This is a genomic window from Streptomyces sp. NPDC001070 (assembly GCF_053598835.1).
This window is the reverse complement of the sequence record NZ_JBSFLB010000012.1, coordinates 84099-97741: the sequence shown is the minus strand read 5'-3', so window position 1 is coordinate 97741 and position 13643 is coordinate 84099. Positions and strand designations below refer to the sequence as shown.

General features: G+C 72.1%; 11 protein-coding genes and 1 tRNA gene. 10 read left to right on the top strand and 2 right to left on the bottom strand.

Annotated elements, in window-relative coordinates; all coding sequences use genetic code 11:
- The first annotated feature begins 16 nt into the window (after positions 1–16).
- The 5 genes from ACWDAS_RS16785 (at position 17) to ACWDAS_RS16765 (ending at position 5315) form a co-directional block, all read left to right on the top strand.
- Entirely contained in the window at positions 17–520 is a 504-nt protein-coding gene (locus tag ACWDAS_RS16785; RefSeq protein WP_450390875.1) for an FtsB family cell division protein, read from the top strand.
- A 29-nt stretch (positions 521–549) separates the two neighbouring features.
- Positions 550–1110, top strand: coding sequence for a DUF501 domain-containing protein (locus tag ACWDAS_RS16780; RefSeq protein ID WP_450390872.1), 561 nt, complete (start codon positions 550–552; stop codon positions 1108–1110).
- Complete coding sequence (locus tag ACWDAS_RS16775) at positions 1107–2057, top strand: Ppx/GppA phosphatase family protein (RefSeq protein ID WP_450390869.1); 951 nt, start codon at positions 1107–1109, stop codon at positions 2055–2057. Before ACWDAS_RS16780 ends, ACWDAS_RS16775 begins: the two co-directional genes overlap by 4 nt.
- Before the next feature lie 364 nt (positions 2058–2421).
- Positions 2422–3792, top strand: coding sequence for an NAD(P)/FAD-dependent oxidoreductase (locus ACWDAS_RS16770; protein ID WP_450390866.1), 1371 nt, complete (start codon positions 2422–2424; stop codon positions 3790–3792).
- 197 nt (positions 3793–3989) lie between these two features.
- Entirely contained in the window at positions 3990–5315 is a 1326-nt protein-coding gene (locus tag ACWDAS_RS16765; protein WP_450390863.1) for a class I SAM-dependent methyltransferase, read from the top strand.
- Positions 5316–5369: 54 nt separating this feature from the next.
- Here ACWDAS_RS16765 and ACWDAS_RS16760 read toward each other — a convergent pair whose 3' ends face one another.
- The gene (locus tag ACWDAS_RS16760) at positions 5370–7871 is read right to left on the bottom strand and encodes an ABC transporter permease (protein WP_450390860.1); all 2502 of its coding nucleotides are present in this window, start codon (positions 7869–7871) and stop codon (positions 5370–5372) included.
- A gap of 45 nt (positions 7872–7916) precedes the next feature.
- Entirely contained in the window at positions 7917–8735 is an 819-nt protein-coding gene (locus tag ACWDAS_RS16755; protein WP_450390857.1) for an ABC transporter ATP-binding protein, read from the bottom strand.
- Positions 8736–9051: 316 nt separating this feature from the next.
- On the opposite strand from ACWDAS_RS16755, the gene ACWDAS_RS16750 reads away from it, so the two are divergent.
- The 5 genes from ACWDAS_RS16750 (at position 9052) to ACWDAS_RS16730 (ending at position 13616) form a co-directional block, all read left to right on the top strand.
- Positions 9052–9134: transfer RNA gene (locus ACWDAS_RS16750), tRNA-Leu, on the top strand.
- Between the two features lie 250 nt (positions 9135–9384).
- Positions 9385–9954, top strand: coding sequence for an RNA polymerase sigma factor (locus ACWDAS_RS16745; protein ID WP_450390855.1), 570 nt, complete (start codon positions 9385–9387; stop codon positions 9952–9954).
- On the top strand, positions 9951–11180 hold the full coding sequence (locus tag ACWDAS_RS16740; RefSeq protein WP_450390852.1) for a CU044_5270 family protein: 1230 nt from the start codon (positions 9951–9953) through the stop codon (positions 11178–11180). Before ACWDAS_RS16745 ends, ACWDAS_RS16740 begins: the two co-directional genes overlap by 4 nt.
- 385 nt (positions 11181–11565) lie before the next feature.
- The gene (locus ACWDAS_RS16735; protein WP_450390849.1) at positions 11566–12363 is read left to right on the top strand and encodes a L,D-transpeptidase family protein; all 798 of its coding nucleotides are present in this window, start codon (positions 11566–11568) and stop codon (positions 12361–12363) included.
- Between the two features lie 26 nt (positions 12364–12389).
- Complete coding sequence (locus ACWDAS_RS16730) at positions 12390–13616, top strand: L,D-transpeptidase (protein WP_450390846.1); 1227 nt, start codon at positions 12390–12392, stop codon at positions 13614–13616.
- Positions 13617–13643 lie beyond the last annotated feature (27 nt).

Below are 13643 nucleotides of genomic sequence, written 5' to 3'. Positions count from 1 at the left end.
CCCACCGGAGGTGCACGTGCCGGATCGCTTCTCCACCGCGACACGCATCCGCGCCTTCGGCGCGCAGGCGCAGGCCCGCGTGTACCGGGCGGCCGGCCGTCCGCGGCCGGCGCTGCCCCGCGGCCGCAACCGGCTGACGGGCCGGGCCGCGCTGCTGGCGCTGGTGGTCTGCGCCCTCGTCGTCGCCCTCGCGTACCCCACCCGCCAGTACGTGGCGCAGCGCTCGCAGATCGCCGACCAGCGCCGGCAGGCGGAGCAGGCCCGCAAGCGGGTGGACGAACTGCGCGAGGAGCGGGCCCGCTGGCAGGACCCCGAGTACGTGAAGGCGCAGGCCCGGGCCCGTCTGCACTACGTACTGCCGGGCGAGACGGCGTATACGGTGGTGAAGCCCACCGGGGCCGCGGCCCCCCAGGACTCCGGCGCCCGCCGCAGCGACAGCGCGGCCCGCCGCCCCTGGTACGCCAACCTGTGGGACGGCGTCGACCACGCGGACGCCGCCGCCACCGCAGCACACCGTTGACGCAAGCCCTGAAAGAGACACGCCCAGGCATGGAAAAGCCCCCGCCGCAGACCGAGCCCGCCCCGCCCACCGAGGCGGACATCGCCGCGTTCAAGGAGCAGCTCGGCCGCCCGCCGCGCGGCCTGCGGGCGATCGCCCACCGCTGCCCGTGCGGCAACCCGGATGTGGTGGAGACGGCACCGCGCCTGGAGGACGGCACGCCGTTCCCGACGCTGTACTACCTGACCTGCCCGCGTGCGGCCTCGGCGATCGGCACCCTGGAGGCCGAGGGGGTCATGAAGGAGATGACGGCCCGCCTCGCCGAGGACGAGGAGCTGGCCGCCGCCTACCGCGCCGCGCACGAGGACTACATCGCCCGCCGGGACGCCATCGAGGTCCTGGAGGGCTTCCCCAGCGCCGGCGGTATGCCGGACCGGGTCAAGTGCCTGCACGTCCTGGTCGGCCACTCCCTCGCGGCCGGCCCCGGGGTGAACCCGCTGGGCGACGAGACGATCGCCATGCTGCCCGAGTGGTGGCGCAAGGGCCCGTGTGTCACCCCGTGCGGCACGCGGGAGCAGGCCGGTCGGGCGGACGAGGGGGAGCAGCGGTGACGCGCTCGTCGACGGTCGCCGCCATCGACTGCGGGACCAACTCCATCCGCCTGCTCGTCGCCGACGCGGACCCCGCGACCGGCGAGATCAAGGATCTGGATCGCCGGATGACCATCGTCCGGCTCGGCCAGGACGTGGACCGCACCGGCCGGCTCGCCCCCGAGGCCCTGGAGCGGACCTTCGCGGCGTGCCGCGAGTACGCCGCCGTCATCGAGGAGCTGGGGGCGCGGAGGATCCGCTTCGTGGCCACCTCCGCCTCCCGCGACGCCTCCAACCGGGACGACTTCGTCCGCGGGGTCGTGGACATTCTGGGTGTCGAGCCCGAGGTGATCACCGGCGACCAGGAGGCCGAGTTCTCCTTCACCGGCGCGACCAAGGAGCTGACCGGGCGCGACGACCTCCGGCGGCCGTTCCTGGTCGTCGACATCGGCGGCGGCTCGACCGAGTTCGTCGTCGGCGGTGACCATGTCACCGCGGCCCGCTCGGTCGACGTCGGCTGCGTGCGGATGACCGAGCGCCACCTCGTCCGCGACGGCGTGGTCACCGACCCGCCCACCGCGGAGCAGATCGCCGCCATGACGCGGGACATCGACGCCGCCCTCGACCTCGCGGAGCAGACCGTGCCGCTGCGCGAGGCCCGCACCCTGGTCGGCCTGGCCGGATCCGTCACCACGGTCGCCGCGATCGCGCTGGGGCTGCCCGAGTACGACTGGGCGGCCATCCATCACTCCCGCATCCCTGTCGAGACGGTCCGGGAGATCAGCGGACGGCTGCTGACGGCCACGCACGCCGAGCGCGCCGCGATCCCGGTGATGCACCCGGGGCGGGTCGACGTGATCGGCGCCGGGGCGCTGGTGCTGCTGCGGATCATGGAGCGCACGGGCGCGCGGGAGGTCGTGGTGAGCGAGCACGACATCCTCGACGGTATCGCCTGGAGCATCGCCTGAGCAGGGCGTTTGCCATTTGAGCGGGGCTTGGGGGCGGGTGTGACACGCCCGCCCCGCAAAGTTCGTGAATTTCTTCACATGAAAGTTCCCGCCGGACGGCCCGACTTTCGAAGGCCAGGGACCCCTGGTGACCCCAAAACCCTTTGTGCACAAGTGTTTCGCCTGTGTTGCGGGAGGGGCGCGTGGTACCCCCGGACGCCGATCGCCGCTGGTCGGAGGGGGCGCTCAACGCCTGTGAGCCCCACCGGGTTCCCCTCGGGTGCTGTGGCCCTGGTCACGAAGCGGCGCAGTGTAGCAGAGGGCCCGGAAAACCTTGTGAAGGGGCTCACGAGGTACCCCCCGGGGCGTGGTGAATACTCGAAGCATGAGCACCACGGAGCGTCCCAGGATCCTCGTAGTAGGCGGAGGGTACGTCGGCCTGTACGCGGCGCGGCGCATCCTCAAGAAGATGCGTTACGCGGAGGCGACGGTCACCGTCGTCGACCCGCGCTCGTACATGACGTACCAGCCCTTCCTGCCGGAGGCCGCCGCCGGCAGCATCTCCCCCCGCCACGTCGTGGTGCCGCTGCGCCGCGTGCTCCCCAAGGCGGAGGTCCTCACCGGCCGGGTCACGAGCATCGACCAGGACCGCAAGGTCGCGGTCGTCGAGCCGCTCGTGGGCGAGGCCTACGAGCTGCCGTTCGACTACCTGGTCGTCGCGCTCGGCGCCGTCTCCCGCACCTTCCCGATCCCCGGCCTCGCCGAGCACGGCATCGGCATGAAGGGCGTCGAGGAGGCCATCGGCCTGCGCAACCACGTGCTGGAGCAGCTCGACAAGGCCGACTCCACCACCGACGACGACGTCCGCCGCAAGGCGCTCACCTTCGTCTTCGTCGGCGGCGGCTTCGCCGGCGCCGAGACCATCGGTGAGGTCGAGGACATGGCCCGCGACGCGGCCAAGTACTACACGAACGTGAAGCGCGAGGACATGCGCTTCATCCTCGTCGACGCCGCCGACAAGATCCTCCCCGAGGTCGGACCGGAGCTCGGCACCTGGGGCCTGGAGCACCTGCGCGAGCGCGGTATCGAGGTCTACCTCAGCACCTCCATGACCTCCTGCGTCGACAAGCACGTGGTGCTCGCCAACGGCCTGGAGGTCGACGCCTCCACCATCGTGTGGACCGCGGGCGTCAAGCCCAACCCGGCCCTCGCCAAGTACGGTCTGCCGCTCGGGCCGCGCGGCCACGTCGACACCGCCCCGACCCTCCAGGTCCAGGGCACCGACTACATCTGGTCCGCCGGTGACAACGCGCAGGTCCCCGACCTGGCCTCCGGCCCCGGCGCCTGGTGCCCGCCGAACGCCCAGCACGCGCTGCGCCAGGCCAAGGTCCTCGGCGACAACGTGGTGTCCGGCATGCGCGGCTTCCCGCAGAAGGAGTACCGCCACGCCAACAAGGGTGCCGTCGCCGGCCTCGGCCTGCACAAGGGTGTCGCCCTGATCCGCTTCGGCAAGATGAAGCTGAAGTTCAAGGGCCGCCTGGCCTGGTACATGCACCGTGGTTACCACGGCATGGCGGTTCCGACCTTCAACCGCAAGATCCGGGTCCTCGCGGACTGGACGCTCGCGATGTTCCTCAAGCGCGAGGTCGTCTCGCTCGGTGCCATCGAGAACCCGCGCGAGGAGTTCTACGAGGCCGCCAAGCCGGTCCCGGCCGCGGCCGTCAAGGCCGAGGCCACCAAGGCCAAGGCCTCCTGAGCAGGTAGCAGTTCGGCCGAAGGGCGTCCGCCATCCGTGGGGCGGGCGCCCTTCGTCGTCCCCGTGTCCCTGGCCTGCGGGCACCGGACATGAGATGGGTAGAGGTAAAGAAGTGGAATCGCGGGAATGTCGTTGTATCCCGCACCCGTTTCCCAGCCCAGTGGACCCGTCTTCATGGAGGCACGGAGGTACGCGCCATGGCCGATGCGGCCGGACGACTGACCGCCCTCGCCGAGCAGGCGCTCGGCTTCCCCTTCCCGCTGCGCATCCGCGCGTGGGACGGCAGCGAGACCGGACCGCCGGACGCCCCGGCCCTGGTCGTACGCCACCGCAGGGCGTTGCGGCGGCTGCTGTGGAAGCCCGGCGAGATCGGTCTGGCCCGCGGCTGGGTGGCCGGTGAACTGGACGTCGACGGCGATCTCTACGAGGCGCTCGACCGGCTCTCCGGCATCGTGTGGGAGCGTCCCGCGGAAGGCGACGGGGCATCACCGCGCCGTCTGCTCGGACTCGTACGCGACCCCGACACCTACCGGCTGGCCCGCGAGGCGCTCGCCCTCGCCGGGCCCGGACTGCCCCCGCCCCCGCCGCCGGAGGAGGTCCGCAGACGCAGCGGCGTCCTGCACAGCCCGGTCCGCGACCGGCAGGCGATCAGCCACCACTACAACGTCGGCAACGACTTCTACGAGCTCGTGCTCGGCCCGTCCATGGTCTACTCGTGCGCCTACTGGGAGGGGCCCGATGCGACTCTGGAGGACGCCCAGGCCGCCAAGCTCGACCTCATCTGCCGCAAGCTGGAACTGCGGCCGGGGCAGCGGCTGCTGGACGTCGGCTGCGGCTGGGGCTCGATGGTGATGCACGCCGCCGAGCACTACGGCGTCCACGCCACCGGCGTCACGCTCTCCACCGAGCAGGCCTCCTACGCGCGCAAGCGGGTCGCCGACGCCGGCCTCACCGACCGGATCGACATCCGCGTCCAGGACTACCGGGCGGTGGACGACGGGCCGTACGACGCCATCTCGTCGATCGGCATGGCCGAGCACGTGGGCCGCGAGCGCTACCGGGAGTACGCCGGGGTGCTGTACGGCCTGCTGCGGCCCGGCGGGCGGCTGCTCAACCACCAGATCGCCCGCCGCCCGTGGACCGACGAGGACGCGTACCACGTCGACGAGTTCATCGACCGGTACGTCTTCCCCGACGGGGAGCTGGCCCCGGTCGGCTCCACCGTCTCCCGGCTGGAGGAGGCCGGGCTGGAGGTGCGCGACGTGGAGGCGATCCGCGAGCACTACGCCCTGACCCTGCGCCAGTGGGTCGCCAACCTGGAGGACCACTGGGCCGAGGCCGCACGTCTCGCCGGCGCCGGCCGCGCCCGGGTGTGGCGGCTCTACATGGCGGCCTCCGCGCTCGCCTTCGAGCAGAACCGCATCGGCGTCAACCAGGTCCTCGCCGTCCGCCCGGCGAAGGACGGCGGCTCCGGGATGCCGCGCACCCGGGCCGCCTGGCTGGGCTCCGGCAAGGGGGCCTGAGCGCGGCGGGGGCGGGGCCGTGTCGGCCCCGCCCCCGTTCCGTCCGACCGGCCGCTACTCGGCCTTGATGGCCTCCAGCATGTTCAGCCGGGCCGCCCGGCGGGCCGGCCACAGCGCGGCCAGCACGCCCACCACGGCGGCGATCGCCAGGAACAGCCCGATCCGGTCCCAGGGCAGCACCATCGCATAGCCCGCCAGGTCGGCCTTGATCAGGCCGCCGGCCGCCCAGCCGATGAAGACGCCCAGGCCGATGCCGAGCACCGCGCCGAACAGCGAGATCACCAGCGACTCCAGCCGGACCATCCGCTTGACGGAGCCGCGGTCCAGGCCGATCGCCCGCAGCATGCCGATCTCGTGCTGCCGCTCGAAGACCGACATCGCCAGGGTGTTGACGACACCCAGCACGGCGACGAGCACGGCCATCGCGAGCAGTCCGTAGAGGATGTTCAGCATCAGGTCGATCGTCGAGCTGATCTCCCGTGAGATGTCGGCCTTGTCCTGGATCTTGATGACCGGGTTCCGGCCGAGCGCCTTCACCAGCGCCTCGTGGTGCGCCTGGCTCGGGCCGCCCGCCGTCCTCACCAGTACGCGCATGTCGCCGGCCTTGGGGCTGTGCGGGGTCACCGTGGTGTTGTCGACCAGGACACCGCTGATCAGATCACCGCCCTTGTAGAGGCCGTTGACCGTCACGTGCCCCTTGGTGCCGTCCTGGTAGCGCACGGGCAGGGTCTGCCCGAGGTGCCAGCCGCGCCGCTTCGCGGTGTCCGTGTCCACGACCACCGAGTCGCCGCGGACCGCGGAGAGGGAGCCGCGGGTGAAGTCCAGCGTGAGGAGCTTGCCGATGGCCCGCGCGTCGACGCCGGTGAGCCATTCGCGTTCGCCGTCCATGTCGGTGCGGACGTTGCGCACCGGGCTGGAGGCGGTGACGCCGTCGAGGGCGGCCACCTGTTCGGCCACGTCGGGGGAGAGTTCCTGGTAGGTGGCCATGGCGACCTGGTAGTCGGCCTTGAGGTGGGAGGCCGCCAAGTTGTCGACGCTCGTCTTCACCGAGGTGGCGACCACCGTCAGACCGGTGATCAGCGTCAGCCCGATCATCAGCGCCGAAGCGGTCGCCGCGGTGCGCCGCGGGTTGCGTACGGAGTTCTGCCGGGCGAGCTTGCCGGTGACGCCGAACGGCCGCAACAGGGGCCCCGCGGCGGCGATCACCGGGCGGGACAGCAGCGGGGTGAGGACGAAGACGCCGATCAGCAGCAGGCCCGCGCCGCCGCCCATCACCGTGTTGCCGCCGTCCTTCATCCCCTTGGCGACGACGATCAGCGCCGCGCCGGCCGCGGACAGCAGGGCGCCGGCGGTGTTCCGTACGACCAGGCCCTTCACGGTCGCCGGGGCGTGCACGCTGCCCATCGCGGCCACCGGCGGGATCTTCGCCGCCCGGCGGGCCGGCAGCCACGCGGCGAGCACGGTGACGCCGACACCGACCGCGAGGGCGGCGGCACCGGTGCCCGGCTGGACGACCAGCGCGCCGTCGGGCAGTTCGGCGCCCGTCGAGCCCAGCAGGGCCCGCATGGCGGCCGCGATGCCGATGCCCAGCAGGAACCCGGTGACGCCCGCGACCAGGCCCACGACGAGCGCCTCCACCAGCACCGACCGGGTCACCTGACGGCGGCCGGCGCCGACCGCGCGCAGCAGGGCCAGCTCCTTGGTGCGCTGCGCGACGAGCATCGTGAAGGTGTTGGCGATGATGAAGATGCCGACGAAGAGCGCGATCCCGGCGAAGGTCAGCAGGGTGGTGTTGAAGCTGCTGAGGTCGGAGGCGATCTGCTTCGCCTCGTCCGCCGCAAGCTTCTCGCCGGTCGTCGCGGTGGCGCCCTTGGCGTACCGCGGCAGCAGCTTCTCCACCTCGGTCCTCAGTGCGGTCTGCGCGGTGCCGGGGGCCGCCTTGACGTCGATCTCCTCGTACACGCCCGGCTTGGCGAAGAGCCTCTGCGCCGTGGCGGTGTCGAAGAGCACCAGGCTGCCACCCGCCGCGACATTGCCGTCGTCGGTGGTGAAGACGCCGGTCACCTTCTGCTCCATGACCGGGCCGTCGACCGACATCCGGACGGTGTCGCCGACCCGGTAGCCGGCGCGGTCGGCGGTCTTCGCGTCCAGCGCCACCTCGGCGGGGCCGTGCGGGGCGCGGCCGGCACGCAGCGGGTAGCGGTCGCCGCCGGTGTAGTTGCCGCCGCGGGTGGACCAGCCGTCGCCGAGCAGCTCGCCCTTCTTGTCGGCGACGCCGGTGAAGCCCGTGACGGTCGCGGTCGCGGACTCGGCGCCGGGCAGCTCGCGGATCCGGGCCAGCAGGGTCTGGGAGAGGTAGGAGTCCGAGTCCTCGGGGGTCACGGCGACCGACACGTCGGCGTAGCTCCTGGCGGAGCTCCGGCGGAAGGCGTCGCCGATGGTGTCGGTGAAGACCAGGGTGCCGGCGACGAAGGACACGCCGAGCATCACGGCGAGCACGGTCATCAGCAGTCTGGCCTTGTGCGCGAGGACGTTGCGTAGGGCGGTACGGAACATGTCAGGGGCTGTCTCTCGGTCGTGGCTCGTGGTCGGCGGCGGGGTTCAGCTCGTGCGGCCCTTGGCGTCGAAGCGCTTCATGCGCTCCAGCACCGTGTCCGCGGTCGGGCCGTGCAGCTCGTCGACGATCCGCCCGTCGGCGAGGAAGACCACGCGGTCGGCGTAGGAGGCGGCGACCGGGTCGTGGGTGACCATGACGACCGTCTGGCCCAGCTCCCGTACGGAGTTGCGCAGGAAGCCGAGGATCTCCGCGCCGGAACGGGAGTCCAGGTTGCCGGTCGGCTCGTCAGCGAAGACGATCTCCGGCCTGCTCGCCAGCGCCCGGGCGACGGCGACCCGCTGCTGCTGGCCGCCCGACAGCTGCGACGGCCGGTGCGACAGCCGCCCGGACAGCCCGACCGTCTCGACGATCCGGTCCAGCCACTCCTTGTCGACCTTGCGGCCGGCGATGTCCATGGGGAGCGTGATGTTCTCGGCGGCGGTGAGCGTCGGCAGCAGGTTGAACGCCTGGAAGACGAAGCCGATCTTGTCCCGGCGCAACTTGGTGAGCTGCTTGTCCTTCAGGGCGGACAGCTCGGTGTCCCCGATCCGCGCCGAACCGGACGAGACCGTGTCCAGCCCCGCCATGCAGTGCATCAGCGTGGACTTGCCCGAGCCCGAGGGCCCCATGATCGCGGTGTACTCGCCGGCGCGGAACTCGACCGACACCGCGTCGAGCGCGACGACCCGCGTCTCGCCCTCTCCGTAGACCTTGCTCAGATCGGTGGCACGGGCGGCCGCGGCCGTGGCGATGGGGTGTGCGGTGGTGGTGGTCACGGCACGCTGCTCCTGTCGGGACGGGGTGAGTCGATCGGACCCGTCCATCGTCCCGACGCCGGACGTCGCCGGGATCCGTCCACGACCTGGTTCTGATGGCAGTCCCGAGAGGTACGCGCCGGCTCCGCCGTACTACTTGGGGATGACGGGGACCCCGAGATCCCGCCCCAGGGTGGAAGCGATTTCACGTCATATGCAGCGGGCCCGGTCCACCGCCCGGACGGCCCCGGGCCTGTGCTTTCCTCCGCGCGGGCGATATCTGACGCCTTGTCAGCCACCCTTAAAATCAGACAACATGACGAATCTTGGCCCCTGTTCCACCCGCCCCGCCGGATAGGCTCGTACCGCGCTCTCGCGCCGCCCTGCCCGGATGGTGGAATGCAGACACGGCGAGCTTAAACCTCGCTGCCCCTTGCGGGCGTACCGGTTCAAATCCGGTTCCGGGCACTCTCTCCCCTCCTCCTCTCCCACCCCGCCCCGGCGCCGGACCGCGACGCGGTCGGCGTGATCCCCGCCGGCCCCGCGGAGCAGCCGCCACGCGTCCGCGCCGGAGCCCCGGGACGCGCCGCCGGCGGCGCACCGGGGCCGGCCCTCCGGCGTGATGTGGACCACATCCGTGGAATTTCCGGTTCGGGATGTAAGAAACGGGCCGCTGCGCTCATTGCTTGGTGAGAGAGCCGAGATGAGGGGACGGCGCGTGACACCTGATCAACGCTTCCGGGACGTCTACGAGGAGTGCCATCCGCGTGTCCTTGCGTACGCCACCAGCCTCGTCGGACGGCAGGTGGGGGAGGACATCACCAGCGAGACGTTCACCGTCGCCTGGCGGCGGGTGCGGGACATTCCCCATCCGGCACTGCCGTGGCTCCTGGGCGTGGCCCGCAACCTGGTGCGCGAACTGCGTCGCCGGGACGCCCACCAGTACCTTCTCGCGGCCGAGGAAGCACAGCGCATCAGCAGCGGCGCCGAGACCGACGTCGGTGACGTCGCGGCGGTGGTCACCGATCGGCACATCGCGCTGCAGGCGCTCGCGAGCCTGCCGGAGGCCGACCGGGAACTGCTGACGCTGATCGCCTGGCACGGCCTGAGCGCCAAGGAGGCCGCTCGGGTCCTGGACTGCACCACCGCGACGCTGACCGTCCGGCTCTACCGGGCCCGCCGCCGTCTGGAGAGAGCCCTGGAGGCGGCACCCGTGCCGGACGCGACGTCCGCACCTCCCGCAGAGGCCCCCTCCTACCCCACCCAACGCGAAGGAGCACCCGCGTGAAGAACACCCACAAGCCGTCCGGGAGGCCCGACGTCATGAAGGTGCTCGCGGACGCACGGCCCGACGAACTGGATCCGTCCCGGCTGGCGGACCCGACGCGGCAGCGGGAGGACCTCGCGCGCATCGTCGCCGGCGCGACGGACGGCCGCGCGGCACGCTTCCTCGCGCCGCGCCGGAGAAGCGGGTTCCGGCCGCTGGGAGCGGTGGCCCTCGCGGCGGTGGCGGCGTCCGTGGTGGCCGTGAGCGCGGTCGACTGGCAGGGGCCGGCCGACCGGCCGACCGCCCGGCCGCGGTCCTCCGCCGGAACGCAGGGGCCCGGCGCCGGCGCGGACATCCGCGTCGACGGCAACTTCGAACTGCTCAGCGCGGCCGAGAAGGCGGAGACCTCGGTCGCCGAGGGAACGTACTGGCAGACCACCACGCGCTCGGAGAACGTGGAGGTGGCCGAAGCGAAGGGGCAGCTCTTCGCCGTGCGCAGCACGTCGACCGACGAGTGGTCGGTAGGCGTGCGCCCCGGAACCGGGAGCCTCATGGTCTCCGGCCTGGACTCCGTGACCGAGCCCCGGACCGCGGCGGACGAGGCCCGCTGGCATGCCGCGGGCTCGCCCCGCACGGTCGAGGTCGAGGTCGCGAAGAAGGCCGGGACGGGCAGGCTCGGCTACACGATGGGAACCGGGCGGCCGATGGTCCTGCGGACGAACGTCGACGACAAGATCTACGCCGTCGGCCCGAACAACGTCTCCTACAAGGATCTGCGCGCGCTGCCCTCCACCAGCGGACAGCTGCGCCGCTACCTGGAGCGGCTGTACGCGCAGGACAACGGCACCGACAGCGGCACTTCGGGCCGCAGTGCCTGGATGCTGCGCCAGGCGGGCAACCTCGTCACGATGCCCGTGAAGCCCGGCGTCCGGGCGGCGGCGTACCGGGTGATGGCGGACCTGCCCGGAGTCCGGGTGGTCGGGCGGGTCACCGATCCGCTGGGGCGCGAGGGCGTCGGGGTCGACTTCCCCGTCACCTACCGGACGCCGCTGGGGATCACGCAGCAGCGACTGGTTGTGGACGCGTCCACCGGCGCGATGCTCAGCGAGCAGCTCCTGCTGGTCCGGCCCTCGGCCAGGGCCAAGGATGCGGGCCTCGACGCGGGCACGACGGTCAACTATGCGGCGACCACCCGGATGAGCTGGGGCGAGCACCAGATCACCGTGCCGAAGAACGCTCGCCGCTGAGCCGGGAGCCGAGCCGCGCGGCCCGGAAGGGGCACGAGAGGGCGGCTTGAACACGGCGAACACCGAATGACCGACCCGGAGATCTGCCGCTGATACGACACGGCGGATCTCCGGGCGATGACCCACGTCCCCGGCGGCGGCCTCTCCCGCGACGAACACGCCCCGGCATTGCGGCCGGATCCTCGCCGTCCAGGCAACCCGCTTCGGCGTCCGCCCGGTTGAACAGCTGTGAGACCACCTCCGCGGCCCAGGGCCGTACCCGTCGCACGGGCGGGGACGCCAGGTGTGCCGCATCTCCCACGGACACCGTCCGGTCGTCCGGAACTGCGGGCCCCGCCACGGGGGGCCCCTCAATTTCCCCGTCGTCTTGAGAAAGCCTGCACTCATGCGCCTCCACAGGCCCTACATATCGGCGACCGCGGCGGTCATCGTCTCCGCGCTGGGGATCGCCGCGTACCACCACATACCCGAGGGCAACCCCATCCCGGCCCCCGAGACGGCCTCGGTCGTCCAGGACGCCGCCGGCCCGGCGGCCCGGCAGCCGGCCGCCGCCCCCGCCGCAGCACGACCGGCGGTGTCGCCGGGGCCGGAACTCCCCGCCCGGCTGCCGGGACTCGGTCCCAGGACCCTCTCGCGCATCCCGGCCGACGCCCGGCAGGTCGTCCTGGTCACGGGAGCCGGCAAGAACTCGGCGTCCTCGAAGGTCGTGCTCTACGAGCGTGCCGACGGCGGCTGGCGTCCCGGGGCGCTGTGGGCCGCGCACAACGGCTACAAGGGCTGGACCGAGGAGCACTACGCGGGCGACCTGCACAGCCCCATAGGGGTGTTCGGTCTCACCGACGCCGGCGGACGCCTGCCCGACCCCGGCACCAAGCTGCCCTACCACCATTCCGGTGCCTTCTCCATCAGCGGCACCGGCATCGAGGGCGAACCGCTCGCCGGTTCCTTCGACTACGTCATCGCCATCAACTACAACCGGCAGCCCGGCACGTCACCGATGAACGGCGCCCAGCCGATGGGCGCGGACCGCGGCGGGGGCATATGGATCCACGTCGACCACGGCGGCGCCACACACGCCTGCGTCAGCCTCTCCAAGACGCACATGAAGCAGTTGCTGCGGGCCCTCGACCCCGCCGACCACCCCGTCGTCGTCATGGGCGACGCGGCCTCTCTCGCCCGATGACAGTTCCGCGGTCCACAGGAGTAAGCGTGCCGTCCCTTCCCCGTCTGACCGTGCTCGCCCTTGCCGTGTTCGGGGCGTCGATGCTCACCGCCTGCGCGGGCGCGCAGCCCGGCACCGCGCCCACCGCGCAGGGCACAGCGCCGTCCGGGGCGTCCTCGTCCCAGCCGCGGGCCGCGGCCGCCTTCCGGCTCGCCACGGGCGCCGCCGACGGGGAGCGGCACGCGTCCGTCGGCGGCGCGGGCGACGTCGAGGTGTCCGGCGGGAGGATCTCGTCCGTCGACCTCAGCACCGCGGCCGGACAGCCGGTGCGCGGGACCGTGGCCGGCGACCACCGGCGCTGGTCCCCGGACTCCTCCCTGGCCTACGGCACTTCGTACCGTCTCGTCGTCCGCGCCTCGGACGAAGCGGGCCGGGCACAGACCCGGCGCCTGTCCTTCACCACGCTCGCGAAGGAGGAGCGCCTGATCGGCACGTTCACCCCCGAGGACGGCTCTACCGTCGGTGTCGGCATGCCCGTGTCGGTGACCTTCAACAAGCCGGTCACCGACAAGAGGGCCGTCGAACACGGCATACGCGTCAGCAGTGACAGCGGCCAGGAGGTCGTGGGCCACTGGTTCGGCGACCAGCGCCTGGACCTGCGCCCGCAGACGTACTGGAAGGCGCACACCCGGGTCACCCTGAGCCTGCGCCTGGACGGCGTGAAGGGCGCGGCGGGCGCCTACGGCACCCAGGACAAGACGGTCCGCTTCACCGTCGGCCGCCGTCAGGTCTCCACCGTCGACGCCGCCGGGCACACCATGCGCGTCGTCCGCGACGGCCGCACGGTCCGCACGATCCCGATCACCTCCGGCGCGCCGGGCAGCACCACGTACAACGGGCAGATGGTGATCTCCCAGAAGCTCGTCTCCACCAGGATGAACGGCGCCACCGTGGGATACGCGGGGGAGTACGACATCCCCGACGTCCCGCACGCGATGCGCCTGTCCACCTCCGGCACCTTCATCCACGGCAACTACTGGGCGCCGGACTCCGTCTTCGGGCACTCCAACGTCAGCCACGGCTGCGTGGGCCTGAACGACGTCCGCGGCGGTGGCGACCCCGGGCAGAACGCGGCGTGGTTCTACCACAACTCCCTCATCGGCGACGTGGTCGTCGTCAAGCACTCCCACGACCACACGATCGCCCCCGACAACGGCCTCAACGGCTGGAACATGCCCTGGGAGCAGTGGAAGAGCGGCTCGGCCCTCGCGTAGGGCCGCCGCGCCGTGTACGAGGAAGAC

Coding starts and splice junctions, on each gene's coding strand:
- ACWDAS_RS16780 (WP_450390872.1), top strand. CDS start 550: ATGGAAAAGCCCCCGCCGCAGACCGAGCCCGCCCCGCCCACCGAGGCG.
- ACWDAS_RS16755 (WP_450390857.1), bottom strand. CDS start 8,735: ATGGACGGGTCCGATCGACTCACCCCGTCCCGACAGGAGCAGCGTGCC.
- ACWDAS_RS16770 (WP_450390866.1), top strand. CDS start 2,422: ATGAGCACCACGGAGCGTCCCAGGATCCTCGTAGTAGGCGGAGGGTAC.
- ACWDAS_RS16760 (WP_450390860.1), bottom strand. CDS start 7,871: ATGTTCCGTACCGCCCTACGCAACGTCCTCGCGCACAAGGCCAGACTG.
- ACWDAS_RS16765 (WP_450390863.1), top strand. CDS start 3,990: ATGGCCGATGCGGCCGGACGACTGACCGCCCTCGCCGAGCAGGCGCTC.
- ACWDAS_RS16735 (WP_450390849.1), top strand. CDS start 11,566: ATGCGCCTCCACAGGCCCTACATATCGGCGACCGCGGCGGTCATCGTC.